Raw genomic sequence first — 17,374 nt, 5'->3', positions numbered from 1 at the left:
ATTAACTCAGCTATGATGCTGCCGCGGTTTCGGCGACCACTTGCCGGAACCAGCGGTGGCCTGCATCGTGTTGTAATAACGGTGACCAGATCATGGTCAGAGTTAACCCCGGTATTTCGAACGGCGGGGCTTTCATAACCAACTGACTGTCCTGTGAATACAGTTCGGCTGCGCGCGTTGGCAAGGTAGCAACCAGCCCCTGGCGTGCCAGATACATAGCCACATGATAATTACGGGTAAACACCTTAATTCTCCGGCGTTTGCCCAGTTTATCTAAAGCGTCATCCACCCAGCCCAGTTTTTGCACATCGTGTGGATCCATACCGACGCCTACACCAAAACCGGTTTTACTGACCCAGACGTGCTGAGCTTTCAAGTAATTATCCAGCGTGTAGTCTTCCAAAAGTGGGTGATCTTTGCGAATTAAGCAGGAAAACTCATCACTCCATAAATTCTTTTGATGAAACGACTGTGGCAGTTGTTCAAAGCGGTTGATGGCTAAATCCACTTTGCCGTTTTCCACATCATGAAAGCTGATGTCACTGGGGGTCATAATATCCAGCGAGACATTAGGTGCCTGCTCATCAAGCTTTTCCAGCAGCTTCGGCATAAGCGTGGAAGCGGCGTAGTCGGATGCCATAATGCGAAATACCTGATCGCTGGTTGGGGCATCAAATTCGCGGACTGGCTGAATCATTTCTTCAACCGAATACAATACGCCGCGCAGGGCTTCCTGCATGTCCAGCGCACGTTGGGTTGGTACCATGCCTTCGCTGGTACGTACTAAAATAGGGTCGTTCAGCAGGTTGCGCAGACGCTTTAAACCGTTACTCATGGCGGGCTGGGTAATATTAAGCTGAGCCGCCGCACGGGTGACGTTCTTTTCCCGCAGCAGAACATCTAAGTAAACCAGCAGGTTCAGATCAATGTCTTTGATGGTATTCATAGCTATCCGAAATAAGTGGAATATGAAAAATCTATCGGAATTATAAATAGGGTGAATGTATAACGCCAGTCCTGTTTCTGTCATTATTGAGGCTTAAGTTCACTCAAAGAAAGAGCCGTTGTGGCCGTTATAGCGGGTAAAGACAATGACTAGCAGCCCTGAAACCATGGCAAAAAGTATTCTGGATGGCTTTCATAGCCACTACCGGCGTTTTCAGGCGCTGACTCAGGGGGCGCGTGAACGTTTCTTGCAACGCGACTGGGCGGCGGTGGTGTCATCGGCGTCCGAGCGAATCCATTATTACGACCGTCAGGTGGGCACAACGGCTAAGAAAGTCGAGCGCCGTGTGGGTAATGAGCTGGATGAAACACTCTGGCTGGCAACCCGGCAACGCTATCAACAATTGCTGAAGTTTCATCCTCAGGCGGAACTGGCGGAAACCTTTTACAACTCAGTGTTTTGTCGGGTGTTTGACCGTGCCTACTTTAACAACGACTATATTTTTGTAGAAACCGTGCTGGCGAATCACATTCCGGTGCCGGTGGAAAATGAATGCCACTCTTACTTCCCGGTGGTTGACGGGCTGGAAGGCACACTGACGCGAGTGTTTGACGATATTGGGCTGGGCGGTGAATTTGAAAACTTTGAAAACGATATTGAACAGTTGCGCGATAAGTTTTTTGAGCGGGCGACTGAAACGGATATCGAGGCCCATAACTTACGCATTGATGTACTGAAGTCCCCGTTCTATCGCAACAAAGCGGCTTATATTGTCGGGCGGGTGGTGACTGAGAATAACCATTACCCCTTTATTGTGCCCGTGCTGATTAATTCGGAGGGCAAGCTCTACGTGGACGCTTTTATTACCCGGTCGGACCGCATGGCCACTATTTTCGGCTTTGCGCGCTCGTATTTTATGGTGGAAACCGAGGCGCCTTCTGCCTTGGTGCGGTTTTTAAAAGATTTAATGCCACACAAAACTCTGGCTGAACTTTATTCCTCGGTGGGCTTTCATAAGCAGGGCAAAACCGAGTTTTATCGCGAGTTTTTGCACCATTTGCGCCGCACAGATGACCAGCTTTCTGCTGCCCCCGGTGTCAAAGGTATGGTTATGACGGTGTTTACCCTGCCGTCTTTTCCTTATGTGTTTAAAGTCATTAAAGACCGGCTGGGCGGCACCAAGGAGTTTGGCCGACAGACGGTAATTGATCGTTACCGCATGGTTAAGCGACATGATCGGGTGGGGCGTATGGCCGATACACTGGAATTTGTCGATGTGGCGTTGCCGCTTAAGAGAATATCCGGCGACTTACTGGAGGAGTTTAAACAAACCATTAGCAACTCCATTTCGATAGAGGGAGATACGCTGGTGATTCACCAGTTGTTTGTTGAACGCCGTATGACGCCGTTGAATTTATACTTAGAATACGCCAATGACGAAGAAGTAGATGCGGCAATGGATGACTATGGCCGGGCCTTAAAAGAAATGATGGCCGCCAATATTTTCCCCGGTGACATGTTGCTGAAAAACTTTGGTGTGACCCGGCATAAACGGGTGGTGTTTTATGACTATGACGAAGTGCGTTACTTAACCGATATGAGCTTTCGGCGGCTGCCGGAGAATGACTGGGAAGTGTCTTATGCACCGGACGATGTTTTCCCGCAGCAGCTGGCGCAATTTGCTGTGCCGCAGGCGAAATATCGCGACAAGCTATTGAAACGTCACCCTGAGTTGGTTGATCCGACGTATTGGTGCGGTATACAAAAAAACATCCGCAAAGGTGAACTCACGGATGTCTTTCCTTATGCTGCCGACTTACGCTTTACGCGGAGGTTTTAAACTGGTCTTCCTCGGTCGAGCCTTTTAGTGCGGTAACCGAGGACAACCCGCCCTGAATCACGTTGGTCAGCTCGTCAAAGTAACCGGTACCCACTTCCTGTTGGTGGGCCACAAAGGTGTAACCTTTGTCTGCTGCGTCAAACTCCTGCTGCTGTAATTTAACGTAGGCTGACATGTCGTTGCGGGCATAATCATGTGCCAGCTCAAACATGTGGTACCACATATTGTGCACACCCGCTAAAGTAATAAATTGGAACTTATAACCCATTGCGGCCAATTCGCGCTGGAACTTGGCAATGGTGTCGTCGTCCAGGTTACGTTTCCAGTTAAACGAAGGCGAACAGTTATAGGCTAACAATTTACCCGGATACTTGGCATGAACGGCTTCAGCAAACTGGCGCGCTTCGTCTAAGTCTGGTTTAGCGGTTTCACACCAAATAAGATCGGCAAACGGCGCATAAGCTAAGCCGCGTGAAATAGCCTGCTCAATGCCCGGCTTAACCCGATAGAAACCTTCGGCAGTGCGCTCACCGGTAATGAAAGGCTTGTCATTCGGATCGAAATCAGACGTCAGCAAGTCGGCGGCGTTAGCGTCAGTACGGGCGACAATCAATGTTGGCGTACCGGCAACATCAGCAGCTAAGCGCGCAGCGGAAAGTTTCTGCACCGCTTCTTGCGTTGGCACCAGTACTTTTCCGCCCATGTGACCGCATTTTTTCACAGATGCTAATTGGTCCTCAAAATGCACACCGGCAGCACCGGCTTTTATCATGTTCTTCATGAGCTCGTAGGCATTGAGCACACCACCGAAGCCGGCTTCTGCGTCAGCAACAATCGGGGCAAAATAGTCTACGTAGTTGTCGTCTTCCGGCGTAACGCCTTTTGACCACTGAATTTGGTCGGCACGGGCGAAGGAGTTGTTAATGCGCTCGACTACCGTTGGTACTGAGTCGACCGGGTACAGTGACTGATCCGGATACATGCTGCAGGCTGAGTTGTTATCAGCAGCGACCTGCCAGCCGGAAAGATAAATGGCCTGTAAACCGGCTTTGACCTGCTGTACTGCCTGACCGCCGGTTAAAGCACCCAGTGCGTTCACATAGTCTTTGCCGAACTTTTCCTGCGCTTTACCATGAATCAGCTGCCACAGTTTATCGGCACCGTTGCGGGCGTAAGTGTATTCCGGCTGCACTGTGCCACGTAGCCGCACCACATCTTCGGCACTGTAGGGACGCTCAACACCTTTCCAGCGCGGGTCGGTGTCCCATTGCTTTTGTAATTCTTTAACCTGTTGTGCGAATGAAAGGTTTTTGGTTGTCATAAATAATTCCTTGTTGTTCTTTAATTGTCATTACTTGAGTTGTTGGTAGCCGGGCAGGGTCAGAAAGTCGACCAGCTCGTCGGCGGTGGTAATTTCTTCCAGCAGGCTCAGGGCCTGGGCAAAGGGTTCGTTGTTCCAGCGCTGTTCACCGACTTCATTTTTCACTGTGTCCGCTTCTTCCTGCAGATATTGCCGAAACAGCTCTTTGGTGACCGGCGTGTTGTCGGAAAGCGTCTTGCCGTGGCGTATCCACTGCCAGATTGAGGTACGAGAAATTTCGGCGGTGGCGGCATCTTCCATCAGGCCGTAGATAGGAACGCAGCCTTTGCCGTTCAGCCAGGAGGCAATGTACTGCAGCGACACCCGAATGTTGGTTCGCATGCCCGCTTCGGTGCGCTCGCCGTCACAGGGTTGCAGCAGTAAGGCCTGATCAATCGCTGTGTCGTTTTCACGCAGAACGTGAAGCTGGTTGTCGCCTTCAATACCGTCGACAAAAATTTCGCGCACGGTATCCGCAAGCCCGGGGTGAGCAATCCAGGTGCCGTCGTGCCCATTGTCACGTTCCATGGTTTTGTCGGCGTGCACTTTAGCGAGTATTTTCTCATTCTCAGCTGGATCTTTGCTGGGAATAAAAGCCGCCATGCCGCCCATAGCCAGGGCGCCGCGCTGATGACAGGTTTTTACTAACAAGCGTGAGTAGGCATTAAGAAAAGGCTTGTCCATGCTCACCACCTGGCGGTCGGGAAGAACCCGCTCCGGATGCTCTTTCAGGGTCTTGATGTAACTGAAAATGTAGTCCCAGCGACCGCAGTTAAGTGCAGCAATGTGGTCTTTCATGGCGTGCAGTATTTCGTGCATTTGAAAAACCGCCGGCAGGGTTTCAATGAGTATGGTGGACCGAATGGTGCTGGTTTTCAGGCTGAACTTTTTCTCTGTGAAGTGAAAAACGTCGGCCCACCATTTGGCTTCGTCGCTGTGTTCCAACTTGGGCAGGTAGTAATATACACCGGAGCCTTGTTGCAGGCGCTGCTGATAATTCAGTAAAAAGTACAAAGCAAAGTCCATTAATGCACCGGGAATTGGCTTGCCGTTACGCTGTACGTGTTTTTCTGGTAAATGCAGGCCGCGAACCCGGGCAATGAGCAGTGCAGGATCAGAGCCAACTTCATAGTGTTTGCCACTGTCGGGGTCGGTGTAGGTCATGCCGCCAATGTTGGCGTCACGAAGGTTGATTTGACCGTTAACCATGCCCTCCCAGGTAGGCGATTGAGAATCTTCAAAGTCAGCCATGTAGCAATCGACATTGGCATTCAGCGCGTTGATGACCATTTTACGGTCGACTGGGCCGGTAATTTCTAAACGGCGTTTTTTCAAGTCGGCTGGTAACTCGGCAATGCGCCAGTTTTCTTCGCGAATGTCTTTCGTGGTGGGATCGAAGTCGGGCAACTGGCCCTGATCAAATTGCGCCTGTCGTTGCTGGCGCTTTTTTAACAGCGACTCTAACTGTGGTTGAAAGGTATCGACTAACTCAGCGAGAAAAGACTGATTATCGTCGTTGAACAAGGCCTTCGCATCGTCATCAAGCGGTTGACTGAAGTTAAATAGATTGTTCATTTTTGAATCCGTTGTTATGAGTTTGTTAACACGGATTAAGATTAGATGCTGGTCGCACCATTAGTCTAATTTATGCGGTTGATTAGCAGTATTCAGTATGGTTATTTTGGTTGAGAAGGAGTTTGTGGCTAAAATTCGAACGGGGCCAAAGCGGCCCCGTTACTGGTTTGAATGTTGGGAGAACTCTTAGGATTAAATCTTGAAGCGCTCAACCAACTCATTCAGGCTAACAGCAAGACGCGATAACTCTTGGCTGGAGGCGTTGGTTTGTTCTGCACCTGAAGCGGTTGAGTTAGACAAGTCGCGAATACTGACTAAGTTCTTATCAACATCACGTGACACGTTTGCCTGCTCTTCAGCGGCACTGGCGATGGAAGTATTGTGGTTATTGATTTCACTCACTGCTGTCGCAATTAACTGCAGAGCCTCGCCGGCACCACGAGCCACATCGAGAGTCTTAGTGGCTCGTTCTAAGCTTCGATCCATTGTACTAACTGAACGGTCACTGGACTCATTAATGGCTTTAACCATGTCCTCAATTTCAACGGTGGACTGCTGCGTTTTGTGTGCCAGTGAACGAACTTCATCGGCGACAACCGCAAAGCCTCGACCCGACTCTCCGGCTCGTGCGGCTTCAATGGCGGCGTTAAGTGCCAGCAAGTTCGTCTGCTCAGCAATGCCGCGAATTACCTCAAGTACCTTGGTAATACCTCTCACTTTTTCCGCTAGCTCGGTAACGCTACCGGATGAATCACCAATTTCCTGTGAGAGCTCTTCAATAGCGCGTACCGTTTCTCGCACACGTTCGTCGCCATGTTGTGCCTGCTTATTGGCTTCTTCGGAAGCTTCAGAGGCGTTTTGAGCATCCTGAGCAACGGTTTCTACTGCTGTCGTTAACTCGTTTACGGCAGTCGCTGCTTGTTCGAGCTCTTCCGACTGTTGCTGGATGGTTCGGGTCGACTCTTGAGTGACCGAACTAAGCTCTTCTGACGTTGAGGCAAGTTGTTCTGAAGATTCGGAAATGGTGCTCATGGATTCGCGCAATTGATCTTGCATGGTACGCAATTGGCGGAGCAGTTGTGCTGGCTCGTCTTCACCTTCAATGTCAATCGATTGAGTTAAATCGCGAGCTGCTATGGTTTTTGCGAAATCGACTGCGCCACGAATGGGTTTTACGATACTTCTGGTCAGCACTATGGCAAATAACGCTAATAACGCGATAACGATGACTAATGCGATGACTACCGCCGTGTTGGCCGTACTGGAAACGTTATGAGCCTCTGCAGAAGCCTCATCAATGAGCTCCATTTCGCGAGCCAGAAGTTCGTCGAGCTTGGCAGAAATTTTATTGGTCAGCGGCAGAACATTGTTTTCGCGAAGTGAGTCAATAGCATCGGTTAAACCAGCGTCGACGAGTTGATTAAACTGGTCATTCAACTTCCAGAACTCTTGATCCAACGCCATGTATTCATTGAATAGTTTTTTAGCCTTTGCATCTGCAATAGTCGACTCATACTCGTCCTGGTTGCGTTTTAGAGAATCGATAGCGCTTGTTAAGTTCTCTCGATACCTCTCAAGGCGAGTTGGGTCGTCAATATAGGCGGCAACATTAGCCGAGTGGATACGTACTCTTAAGAATTCGCGGTCCAAATCGTTCACGTTATCAAGTGCAGGCACCTGCTCACCGCTAATGATATTAAGTTGAGTCTCAATAGCCCCCATACGGTTGAGTGCAAAAATACCCAAAATGAGTGTCAGTATTCCAATGAGCCCGAAAGCCGTGCTTGCGCGGACACCGATGGAGAGCTGTCGTATCATGTTATAATCCTTTGTTGTACCAAAACTTATGGTCTACTGCTGGCAGACTCAATGTCACTAGAATCTAAGATATACTTTGCTATCGGCAGCTAGCTCGAAAAACAAAACCTTTTTAATAAACTTTTTAGCTTCTCTTGAGTGGGTTGTATGGTTTCGGTTAATAAGTACTCATCTGGCTGATGCGCTTGTCTGATCGAGCCGGGTCCCATAACCAAAGTTTCACAGCCTAATTCTTGTAGAAAAGGCGCTTCGGTGCAGTAGTTTACAGCCTGAGCTTCGCTTTGTGCGATTTTTTCAGCGAGTTGAACCAGAGCTGAGTCGGTTGCTTGTTGAAAGGCCGGCACAGGGTGGTGCAATGAAATCAGCTCAACAGAGCCGGGATAACGTGCCTGAATACTCTCCGTCGCTTTGTGCAAATGAGCGTAAAGCTCGTCGACCGATAAGCCCGGTAGCGGACGAATATCCAGATGCAATTCACAACAGCCACAGATACGGTTGGCATTATCGCCTCCATGAATGTGGCCAAAATTCATAGTGGGTTGTGGCACCGTAAAGCTTGAATCTGAATATTTATGCTTAAATTCTTCTTTTAATTTCAATAGTGCTGAAATGACGTCGTGCATGAGCTCTATGGCGTTAATACCCAATGCTGGATCGGAGCTGTGGCCGGAGCGTCCGGTAATGCGAACAACCTCACTCATATGACCTTTGTGTGCGTATACCGGGCGCATATCCGTAGGCTCACCAATCACACAGTAGTCGGGTTTCAGATGAGCAAAGCGGCTGACTTCGCGGGCGCCGTTCATGGTCGTCTCTTCATCGGCGGTCGCCAGTATCATTATCGGTTTGGTTTGCTGAGTTGAGTCCAGCTCGCTGAGCGCCTGCAGAACGAAAGCAAAGAAGCCTTTCATATCAATGCTGCCGAGACCGTACCAGCGGTCGTCCTGCTCGGTGAGCTTAAACGGATCAAAGTTCCAGCGGCTGGCATCGTAAGGCACGGTGTCGGTGTGACCGGACAGTAATAACCCACCGCTTCCACCGCCACGGCGGGCCAGTAAATTGTACTTTCCCTGTTGGCTTTGCAGTTCGTTAATTTCGCAGTCAAAACCAAGCAGCTCGAGCCACTCAGCCAAGAGAGTAATGACTTTCTGGTTGCTCTGATCCCACTTAGGATCGGTGGCACTAATGGACGGCAGAGCAATGAGCTGCTGGTACATGGAAAAGAATGACGGTAAAGAGGCTGTGCGCATATGAGTTAATTCCTTGAATATAATTATTCACTATTATTGCATAAATATATTTATTCGGTTATTCTGCATTTTTACTCAGAAACAGCAATAGGTTTTTTGTCGCATGCCGTCTCAGTCAGTCGCTATTATCGGAGCCAGCGGTTACGTTGGAGCGGAGCTTAGCCGTTTAGTGCAGCAACACTCGGCTCTTAGCCTTCTTGGCTGTTATGTGTCTGAGCATAGCAGTGATGCCGGTACCTTGTTGAGTGATTTGTACCCACAATACGGACATTGTCTAAAAATTTCCTTACAGGGCTTGTCAGATAAAGAAAAGTTGAGCATTAAGCGTCAGGCCGATACCGTGTTTTTATGTACTGATCACGGGGTCAGTGTTGCCCTGGCGCCTGAGTTTCTTGAGGCAGGCCTAAAAGTGATAGACCTGTCCGGTGGTTTTCGCTTAGACGCAGTTGAAGATTATCCGACGTTTTATGGTTTTGAGCACAAACAGGCTCGGTGGCTTCAGCAGGCGGCTTATGGTCTGGCGGAATGGTACCCGCATGAGATAGCTACAGCCCAGTTGGTTGCGGTTCCTGGTTGCTACCCAACGGCCAGCTTAATGGCATTGCTTCCGCTAAAGCAGTCCGGTTTACTCAACAATAACAAAGTTATTATTAATGCGGTGTCCGGAGTTACGGGTGCGGGGCGCAAGGCTTCTCTTGTTACTCATGGTGCAGAACTCTCTTTGCAGGCATACGGCCTATTTGGACATCGTCATACACCGGAAATAGCTCAACAACTACAACATGACGTACTGTTTACCCCTCACCTGGCACAATTTCCACGTGGCATTCTGGCCACTGTGTATGCTGATCTTAACCCGGGGGTTAGCGATAAAGAGCTGGATAACGCCTACCAATGTTACGCGGAACAACCCCTGGTACGCTGTGATAAGCGGGCACGCCCGGCTATTAAGGATGTTGTACAACAGCCTTTTGTGGATATTGGCTGGCACCGGCAGGGAAACCAACTGATTGTGTTGTCGGCCATCGATAACTTGCTTAAAGGTGCAGCCAGTCAGGCGATTCAATGCATTAACCTGCAGTTAGGTCTACCGATTGAAGAGGGCCTGTTATGAAAGTCGTAAAACTGGGTGGCAGTTTATTGGAGCAGCCTGAAGCCCTGAAAGCTATGTTTCAGTCACTTAAACAAACTTATGATAAAACGCTGTTAGTGCATGGCGGTGGCGCTTTAGTGCAACAGTGGTTGGCGACAGCAGGCTTACACAGTGAAAAGCAAGACGGCATAAGAGTCAGTCCTGAGCAACACATGCCGTACATAGTCGGCGGCCTGGCCGGTGCGGCAAACAAAACACTAATGAAATACGCCATTGCCCAGGGCATAAAGCCGATGGGTATTACCTTGTATGAAACGGGCATTAGCTGCGTACAAAGGTCTGAAACCTTGGGGCAGGTAGGCGTTTGTGAGATTCCGGAAGTGATGCCTGCTGTCGGGCTTATTTCTGACTTACTGGCGCATGGTTATCTACCGGTCATTAGCTCTATTGGCTTTGGTGAAAATGGCGACTGGTTTAACGTCAATGCCGACGATGCTGCGGTTGCTGTTGCCGCGACCTACAACGCTGAGCTGTTGTTTCTGACCGACGTTGAAGCGGTTTTAGACGGCGGTGGCAAGCCTTTAAGTCACCTCAACTCAGATACGATTCACGAACTGACTCAAACTGGCGTCATTAAAGACGGCATGCTGGTGAAAGTTCGCGGCGCGCTGGAAGCCGCAAAACGCTTACGACGATGTGTGCGAATAGGCAGTTGGAATTTAATGAATAACCCTTTTTCAGGCACACAGATTAGTGAGTAAGTATGATGAAACATTGTTTATCCGGGCTGGAGTTAACTCCGGCTGACACAGTGCAATTATTGGCTTTAGCACAAGCGCAAAAAAAACACCCCGAAAAATATCAACACACACTGGCTGGCCAAAGCGTAGTGACGCTGTTCGAAAAGCCCAGTTTACGCACACGCCTGTCTTTTGACATTGGCCTGCAAAAACTGGGTGGTCATGCCGTGTACCTGAACGAGCAGGGGCAGGGTATGGGCGTGCGCGAAACCGTTGCCGACTATGCCCGCAACCTCTCCTGCTGGGCCGATGCCATTGTCGCCCGGGTGATGTCGCATAGCACCTTAGAAGAACTGGCTCAGCACGCGTCGGTCTCGGTGGTTAATAGCTTATGTGATCGGTTTCACCCTTGTCAGGCATTGGCCGACTTTTTAACGCTACAGGAACAGTACGGCAAAGTGCAGGGGCTGAAGCTGGTTTACTTAGGCGACGGGAATAACGTCTCGCACTCGTTGATGTTAACGGCTGCCACGGTCGGGGCTGACTGCACCATTATTTGCCCGAAAGGTTATGAACCCGATGCTGATGTTGTGAAGCAAGCGAAAACTTTGGCAAAGAACAGCGGCGCAAACATTGTAGTAACGCATGACATTGCTGCGGTTGCCGGTGCCGATGCGCTCTACACCGATACCTGGGTTTCTATGGGCGATGAAAAGCCGCTGAGCGATGTGCGCGATATTTTTAATCCATATCAAATCAACGCGCAACTGGTTGAGCACAGTGGTGCCACCTCGGTGTTGCACTGCCAGCCGGCGCATCGCGGCTATGAAATTACCTCCGATGTTATGGACGGTTCATTGTCGCGCTGTTTTCAGCAGGCAGAGAACCGGCTGTATGCACAAAATGCCTTATTAACTTTGTTATTAAACCCAGCGGCAGCGGTACTGCCGGAATCTATGGAGAAAGCCTCATGAGAAACGTAAAAAAAGTCGTACTGGCCTATTCCGGCGGTCTGGATACCTCCGCTATTGTACCCTGGTTAAAAGAAAACTACGGCTGTGAAGTGGTGGCTTTTGTAGCTGACGTTGGGCAGGGGGCGGAAGAGCTGGAAGGCGTGGAAGAAAAAGCCAAAGCGTCCGGTGCGTCCGAGTGCCACGTGGTCGATTTGAAAGACGAGTTTGTGAAAAACTATGTGTACCCAACACTTAAAACCGGCGCTATTTACGAAGGTACTTATTTACTGGGTACAGCCATGGCGCGGCCAATTATTGCTAAAGCTCAGGTGGAAGTGGCGCGTAAAGTGGGCGCGGATGCGCTGTCTCACGGTTGTACTGGTAAAGGTAATGATCAGGTACGGTTTGAGTCCTGCTACGCGGCGTTAGCACCTGACTTACAAGTGATAGCGCCGTGGCGCGAATGGGAACTCAGCAGTCGTGAATCCTTGCTGGATTATTTGGCAGAGCGCAATATTCCGTGCTCAGCTTCGGCGACGAAAATTTACAGCCGTGATGCCAATGCCTGGCATATCTCCCACGAGGGCGGTGAACTGGAAGACCCCTGGTGCGAGCCGACTGAAAAAGTCTGGACTATGACGGTATCGCCCGAACAGGCACCGGATAAGCCGGAATATGTATCAGTGACGGTCAAAAATGGCGAGATTGTGGCAGTGAATGACAAAGCGCTGTCGCCTTTTGAATGCCTGGAAGTGTTGAATGACATTGCGGCTAAACACGGTGTGGGTCGGGTGGACATTGTCGAAAATCGTCTGGTGGGCATGAAAAGCCGTGGGTGCTATGAAACCCCGGGCGGCGCGGCGATGATGGCAGCGTTGCAGGCGATTGATGAGTTGGTGCTGGATAAAGCCAGCCGCAGTTGGAAAACTCAACTGAGCGAGCAGTTTGCGCAACTGCTGTACGATGGCCGCTGGTTTACACCACTGCAGCAGTCGGTGATGGCGGGGGCACAGTCATTGTGTTTGACTGCCAGCGGTGAAGTGGTACTGAAGCTGTATAAAGGTTCGGTAACCGCAGTGCAGAAAAGCTCGCCTAATAGTCTGTACAGCGAAGACTTTGCCACCTTTGGGGCGGATGAAGTTTATAACCAGGCGCACGCCGAAGGCTTTATTCGGTTGTTCTCTCTTCCCAGCCGGATCGCGGCTTTACAGAAGCAGCAGAAGGGGTAGTTTATGGCGTTATGGGGCGGACGTTTTGCGGCTGGGCCCGATGCCGCATTCCAGCAATTTAATGACTCGCTACCCTTTGACTACGTGTTAGCGGAGCAGGATATTACCGGGTCGAAAGCCTGGGCTAATGCGCTGCAAAAGGTTGGTGTGCTGAGTACCGAAGAGTGTCAGCAATTGCAGCAAGCACTAAACGAACTATTGAACGAAGTGCGCACGGACCCTGCTGCCGTGGCGGTTGGCGGCGATGAGGATATTCATTCTTTTGTAGAAGCTGCGTTAATCGCAAAAGTAGGTGACTTAGCTAAAAAACTGCACACCGGGCGTAGCCGTAACGATCAGGTCGCGACCGATTTACGTTTATGGTGCCGGGAGCAGTCTGATGCTCTGCAGCATTCTTTAAAGCAGACGAAGCAGGCGTTAATTGATTTAGCAGAGCGCGAGCACAGTACGGTCATACCCGGCTATACCCACCTGCAACGGGCGCAACCGGTTTTACTGGCGCACTGGTGCCTGGCCTATGTGGAAATACTGCAGCGCGATAGTGAGCGCTTACAAGACGCTACTGATCGGCTCAATAAAAGCCCCTTAGGTTGCGGTGCACTGGCGGGGACGGCGTATGCAGTCGACCGCGAAGCCATTGCCAGCGAGTTGGGGTTTAGCGAAGCAACGCGTAACAGTCTGGATTCGGTATCTGATCGTGATTTTGTGGTGGAGCTGTTAAGCACCGCGTCGCTGTCTATGCTGCATTTGTCGCGCTTAGCGGAAGACTTAATTTTCTACAATTCAGGCGAAGCAGGCTTTATTGAGCTGGCCGATAACGTGACCTCGGGCTCTTCGCTGATGCCGCAGAAGAAAAACCCGGACGCACTGGAGTTGGTGCGGGGTAAAAGTGGTCGGGTGGTGGGCTCATTAACCGGCTTAATGATGACCTTAAAAGCGTTGCCATTGGCCTACAACAAAGATATGCAGGAAGACAAAGAAGGGCTGTTCGATGCCTTTACCACCTGGCAGGCGTCATTGGCTATGGTGACTTCAACCCTGAATGGTCTGACGGTTAACCATGAAGCCTGTCGCACAGCAGCGCAGGGCGGTTACGCGAACGCGACGGAATTAGCGGACTATATGGTGTCCAAAGGTATTCCGTTCCGGCAGGCACATCACAATGTCGGGGAGCTGGTGCAGCAGGCCATTCAGGCTCAAAAGCCATTGGAAGATATGTCGCTGGAGGCGTTTCAGGCGGTTGTTCCTTTGATTGAACACGATGTTTATGACTGGCTGACACTGGAGGCTTTATTGGATAAGCGCTGCGCCCTTGGCGGCACTTCACCTCAGCGGGTGAATGAAGCGTTAAAGGCGGCACAGCAACAACAGAAAATTCAGGTGCGCGATGCCAACTTGGGTGATATCGGTGCGATTCTGGAATTGGTTCAGCACTGGGCCGGGGCGGGCGAGAACTTACCACGGGCTAAAGATGACATTGTGCATTCAATTAATGAGTTTGCGGTGACCGAAGTTGGCGGCAAAGTGATGGGTTGTGCATCGCTTTATATTTATACGACGGGGCTTGCCGAAATTCGCTCGCTGGGCGTGCATCCGCGCACGGAAGTTCGTGGTCAGGGGCGCATGCTGGTGTCTTATTTACTTAAAAAGGCACGCTTACTGAAGTTAAACCGGGTGATAGTACTGACCCGGGTGCCGGACTTTTTTGAGCAGCAGGGTTTTAGTCATTGCTCAAAAGACACTTTACCGGAAAAGGTCATGAAGGACTGTGAGATTTGCCCAAGGCTGGCCAACTGCGATGAGCTGGCCATGGAATTTCATCTTGAGCAGCCGAGTGAACAACTTATTTTTCGTACAACAGTCTAGAACTTTGGCGCTCAAGCTCAGGTTTTAGTACAACGTGGTTATCCAGCGCTCTTCGTTAATAAACGACCAGCTCCAGTCTTTCCATTTGTCACTCAGGCCCTTGGTTTTTACTTCATCAAGGGTCATACCCTGCTGTTTCATGGTATCAACTTCTGCTTTGGTTTCTTTCAGCATGGTTAGAAAACCACGATAATCTTCTTCGCTGGCCAAAGGTCCGTGTCCGGGAATAATGACAGTTTCATCGGTAATGCGATCCAATAAGTTTTCGACATTCGCAATATAGCCGTCAACATCACCGCCACTTTTTAGGTCAATAAACGGGAAGCGTTCATTGAAGAATAAGTCGCCCGGGTGCAGTACGTTGGCATCTTTAAACCAGACGGCACTGTCACCGTCAGTGTGCCCGGCTGGTAAATGGAACACGTAGATGGTGTCCTCATTAAAGTGGAAGGTGATACCGGAATCAAAAGTAACCGCAGGCAGACCCGTTTCGTTAAAGCTGTCGTCGTTACTTAAGCGTTCACGGACATGGTCATGGGCAAAAATGGTCGAGCTCTGGTTATTCGCGAACCACATATTGGAACCCACATGGTCGCCGTGAAAATGGGTGTTCAGAATATAGCGAACCTCTTCACCACTAATATCCTTAATTTTGGCAGCAATACGTTCCGCTACTTGAGTGTATTGATCATCCACCAGGAATACACCGTCTTCGCCGGACGACATCAGCATGTTGCCGCCTGCTCCGGTTAGCATATAAATATTATCGGCCACTTCATTGTGTTCAATCATGACATCTTCGAAACGATCTGCCGTAGCTGGAAAAGCAAAAGCTGCCAGTAAGCCACTGATTAAAAGTTTACGCATGGGGTTTCCTCATTTGATTTTTTCATTACTGATATAGGTTACTTATTCAACAAGCGCAAAGATCAAAATGAGAAAACGCAGGTTACCGGACCATGAATATTTTGTGACACTTTTGTGTTGTCACAATCTTGTCATGCAAGCGTCTTAGTCTTCTCCCGACTTAAATCATAACTGGACAACATCCAAGTCGGGAGAACCCAATGAAATTTAATACTTTATTCAAAATCTCTGCAGTAACAGCCGCTCTATTCTTAGCCGGTTGTGGCGGCGATATTAATGTAACCCCAACGGTGAATAACGGCGGCGGTTCTGGTTCAGACGGTGGCGGCGCTGATGGCGGCGGTGGCGATTCAGGAAGCGGTGCTGATTGCGCAAGCTACGGCGACGTTCAAGGTTCATACGACGGTCAAGACTGTAATTACGATACAGACTTCGCAAGTGCGACCATCGAAATTGACGAAGATATTACCTTTGAAGAGTTGCCTGACGGTGGCGTGCATGTTTTTGAAGGCGCGCTGCAAATTGGTGTAGATTGCGACACTACGACAAGTTGTGAAATTAATCAGAATGGTCCGGTCATGACCGTTGAACCGGGTGCAACACTGGCCTTTACCTCTGGTGAAGCTATTGTTCAGGTTGCCCGTGGCGCTCAGCTGAACGCAATTGGTACTTTCGACAAGCCAATTACGTTTACCTCGGCTAACGCATTTGACCGTTTGAACGTTACAGGTGATGCACCACGTTTCGCCGACTGGGGTGGTATTATCGTCAACGGTAACGGACAAACAAACCAGTGTACGAATGCGCAACGGGCTGCTGACACTTGTAACATTGAGTCCGAAGGTATTGTGAGCTACTACGGTGGTAACGATAACGCTGATGATAGCGGTTCAATGAAATACGTTAAAATTTGGTACGCAGGTTCAGGTCCTCGTGAAGGTGGTGATGGCGATGACCTTAACTCATTAACTCTGAACGCTGTGGGTTCTGGTTCATCTTATGAATTTCTTCACATTCACCAGGGCTATGATGACGGCGTTGAGTTCTTTGGCGGTGCGGCCAACATTAAAAACATCGTTTTCACCGACAATCAGGACGATTCTGTAGATATTGATGCCGGCTGGCAGGGCAAAGCTCAATTCCTGTTCATTAAACACGGTACGGTTGATGTTGATGGAAATACTGTGGGTATGGGTAACGGCGGTTTTGAAGCCGACGGCGAGAAGAATAACGGTCCAGATTACGATGAAGTTCCTCCTTCAGCTCCAACGATTGCTAACGTCACTGTTATTACCACCGATTTAAAGTCTGAGCGCGATGATGCTCCTTCAATTGCCACTAAGTTTGATGACAACTTCCAGGGTCAAATGTATAACGTACTGAAAATTAAAGAAAACGGTACTGCTGACGACGGTTGTATCTTCTTTACTTCAGATGGTGAAGCGGGCGTTGATAATGGCGAGCTGGACTTCTACAACTCAGTTTTAGCCTGCACTAACAACTTCGTGAATACGGGTGATAACACCTTCGGCGATGGCGAAACCTATTCAGCCTGGTATCCGAACGACGGTGTAAACGAAGTGCTGGATGGTTCTGCGACTGTTTTGAATGATGACGGTATCTCATCGGATATGTCCTCATCCATTACTATCGCAGCGAATGATTTAACTGAATTAAACGATGACTTCTTTACTCCGGTTGATTTCATCGGCGCATTGTCTGACGACGATACAAGTTCTGAGTGGTACCAGTGGGTTGAAACTGCTGTAGCTGCTGCTGACGCGGACTAATTTAAGTTGGAATGCGAATGAATAGGCGCAACGGTGTTGCGCCTATT

The 17,374-nt window shown here is 49.7% G+C and carries 13 protein-coding genes; 7 read left to right on the top strand and 6 right to left on the bottom strand.

What is annotated here, in order from left to right; all coding sequences use genetic code 11:
* Positions 1-10: 10 nt before the first annotated feature.
* Positions 11-946, bottom strand: a complete 936-nt coding sequence (locus tag CWI78_RS03970; RefSeq protein ID WP_126780489.1) for a LysR family transcriptional regulator — start codon at positions 944-946, stop codon at positions 11-13.
* 145 nt (positions 947-1,091) lie between these two features.
* Here CWI78_RS03970 and aceK point away from each other — a divergent pair, with 145 nt between their 5' ends.
* Positions 1,092-2,786 (top strand): bifunctional isocitrate dehydrogenase kinase/phosphatase, encoded by a 1,695-nt coding sequence (aceK, locus tag CWI78_RS03965; protein WP_126780487.1) that lies wholly within the window; start codon positions 1,092-1,094, stop codon positions 2,784-2,786.
* Here aceK and aceA read toward each other — a convergent pair.
* The 4 genes from aceA to argE all read right to left on the bottom strand — a co-directional run bounded on the left by aceA (position 2,770) and on the right by argE (position 8,789).
* The gene (gene aceA / locus CWI78_RS03960; RefSeq protein WP_126780485.1) at positions 2,770-4,107 is read right to left on the bottom strand and encodes an isocitrate lyase; all 1,338 of its coding nucleotides are present in this window, start codon (positions 4,105-4,107) and stop codon (positions 2,770-2,772) included. The two genes, aceK and aceA, sit on opposite strands and share 17 nt — an antisense overlap.
* A gap of 30 nt (positions 4,108-4,137) precedes the next feature.
* Positions 4,138-5,721: a malate synthase A gene (gene aceB / locus CWI78_RS03955; RefSeq protein ID WP_126780484.1), complete on the bottom strand. Its 1,584-nt coding sequence runs from the start codon at positions 5,719-5,721 to the stop codon at positions 4,138-4,140.
* Positions 5,722-5,913: 192 nt separating this feature from the next.
* Positions 5,914-7,539, bottom strand: coding sequence for a methyl-accepting chemotaxis protein (locus CWI78_RS03950; protein ID WP_126780482.1), 1,626 nt, complete (start codon positions 7,537-7,539; stop codon positions 5,914-5,916).
* An 89-nt stretch (positions 7,540-7,628) separates the two neighbouring features.
* Positions 7,629-8,789 (bottom strand): acetylornithine deacetylase, encoded by a 1,161-nt coding sequence (gene argE, locus CWI78_RS03945; RefSeq protein WP_126780480.1) that lies wholly within the window; start codon positions 8,787-8,789, stop codon positions 7,629-7,631.
* Positions 8,790-8,892: 103 nt separating this feature from the next.
* Here argE and argC point away from each other — a divergent pair, with 103 nt between their 5' ends.
* The 5 genes from argC to argH are packed head-to-tail and all read left to right on the top strand — an operon-like array spanning position 8,893 to position 14,670.
* Positions 8,893-9,903, top strand: coding sequence for an N-acetyl-gamma-glutamyl-phosphate reductase (gene argC, locus CWI78_RS03940; RefSeq protein ID WP_126780478.1), 1,011 nt, complete (start codon positions 8,893-8,895; stop codon positions 9,901-9,903).
* Entirely contained in the window at positions 9,900-10,643 is a 744-nt protein-coding gene (gene argB / locus CWI78_RS03935; RefSeq protein WP_126780477.1) for an acetylglutamate kinase, read from the top strand. Before argC ends, argB begins: the two co-directional genes overlap by 4 nt.
* A gap of 2 nt (positions 10,644-10,645) precedes the next feature.
* Positions 10,646-11,596, top strand: coding sequence for an ornithine carbamoyltransferase (locus CWI78_RS03930; protein WP_126780475.1), 951 nt, complete (start codon positions 10,646-10,648; stop codon positions 11,594-11,596).
* Positions 11,593-12,804 carry an argininosuccinate synthase gene (locus CWI78_RS03925; protein ID WP_126780473.1) on the top strand — a complete coding sequence of 404 codons (1,212 nt, stop codon included), beginning with the start codon at positions 11,593-11,595 and terminating at the stop codon, positions 12,802-12,804. Before CWI78_RS03930 ends, CWI78_RS03925 begins: the two co-directional genes overlap by 4 nt.
* A gap of 3 nt (positions 12,805-12,807) precedes the next feature.
* A complete protein-coding gene (gene argH, locus CWI78_RS03920; RefSeq protein WP_126780471.1) occupies positions 12,808-14,670 on the top strand; it encodes an argininosuccinate lyase in 1,863 nt (620 codons plus the stop codon).
* Between the two features lie 24 nt (positions 14,671-14,694).
* On the opposite strand, the gene CWI78_RS03915 is transcribed toward argH, so the two are convergent.
* Entirely contained in the window at positions 14,695-15,537 is an 843-nt protein-coding gene (locus CWI78_RS03915) for an MBL fold metallo-hydrolase (protein ID WP_126780469.1), read from the bottom strand.
* Between the two features lie 200 nt (positions 15,538-15,737).
* Here CWI78_RS03915 and CWI78_RS03910 point away from each other — a divergent pair, with 200 nt between their 5' ends.
* Positions 15,738-17,327, top strand: a complete 1,590-nt coding sequence (locus CWI78_RS03910; protein ID WP_126780467.1) for a hypothetical protein — start codon at positions 15,738-15,740, stop codon at positions 17,325-17,327.
* The last annotated feature ends 47 nt before the right edge of the window (positions 17,328-17,374 follow it).

This window comes from Idiomarina ramblicola, assembly GCF_003987255.1.
Classification (GTDB): Bacteria; Pseudomonadota; Gammaproteobacteria; order Enterobacterales; family Alteromonadaceae; genus Idiomarina; species Idiomarina ramblicola.
The sequence above is the reverse complement of the archived record's forward strand: the minus strand, read 5'-3'. Positions and strand labels throughout refer to the sequence as shown.

Excerpts from the sequence above, each read along its gene's own strand:
- argE (WP_126780480.1), bottom strand. The coding sequence starts at position 8,789 with ATGCGCACAGCCTCTTTACCGTCATTCTTTTCCATGTACCAGCAGCTC.
- aceA (WP_126780485.1), bottom strand. The coding sequence starts at position 4,107 with ATGACAACCAAAAACCTTTCATTCGCACAACAGGTTAAAGAATTACAA.
- CWI78_RS03915 (WP_126780469.1), bottom strand. The coding sequence starts at position 15,537 with ATGCGTAAACTTTTAATCAGTGGCTTACTGGCAGCTTTTGCTTTTCCA.
- argH (WP_126780471.1), top strand. The coding sequence starts at position 12,808 with ATGGCGTTATGGGGCGGACGTTTTGCGGCTGGGCCCGATGCCGCATTC.
- CWI78_RS03930 (WP_126780475.1), top strand. The coding sequence starts at position 10,646 with ATGATGAAACATTGTTTATCCGGGCTGGAGTTAACTCCGGCTGACACA.
- CWI78_RS03925 (WP_126780473.1), top strand. The coding sequence starts at position 11,593 with ATGAGAAACGTAAAAAAAGTCGTACTGGCCTATTCCGGCGGTCTGGAT.
- argC (WP_126780478.1), top strand. The coding sequence starts at position 8,893 with ATGCCGTCTCAGTCAGTCGCTATTATCGGAGCCAGCGGTTACGTTGGA.
- CWI78_RS03970 (WP_126780489.1), bottom strand. The coding sequence starts at position 946 with ATGAATACCATCAAAGACATTGATCTGAACCTGCTGGTTTACTTAGAT.
- aceB (WP_126780484.1), bottom strand. The coding sequence starts at position 5,721 with ATGAACAATCTATTTAACTTCAGTCAACCGCTTGATGACGATGCGAAG.
- aceK (WP_126780487.1), top strand. The coding sequence starts at position 1,092 with ATGACTAGCAGCCCTGAAACCATGGCAAAAAGTATTCTGGATGGCTTT.
- CWI78_RS03950 (WP_126780482.1), bottom strand. The coding sequence starts at position 7,539 with ATGATACGACAGCTCTCCATCGGTGTCCGCGCAAGCACGGCTTTCGGG.
- argB (WP_126780477.1), top strand. The coding sequence starts at position 9,900 with ATGAAAGTCGTAAAACTGGGTGGCAGTTTATTGGAGCAGCCTGAAGCC.
- CWI78_RS03910 (WP_126780467.1), top strand. The coding sequence starts at position 15,738 with ATGAAATTTAATACTTTATTCAAAATCTCTGCAGTAACAGCCGCTCTA.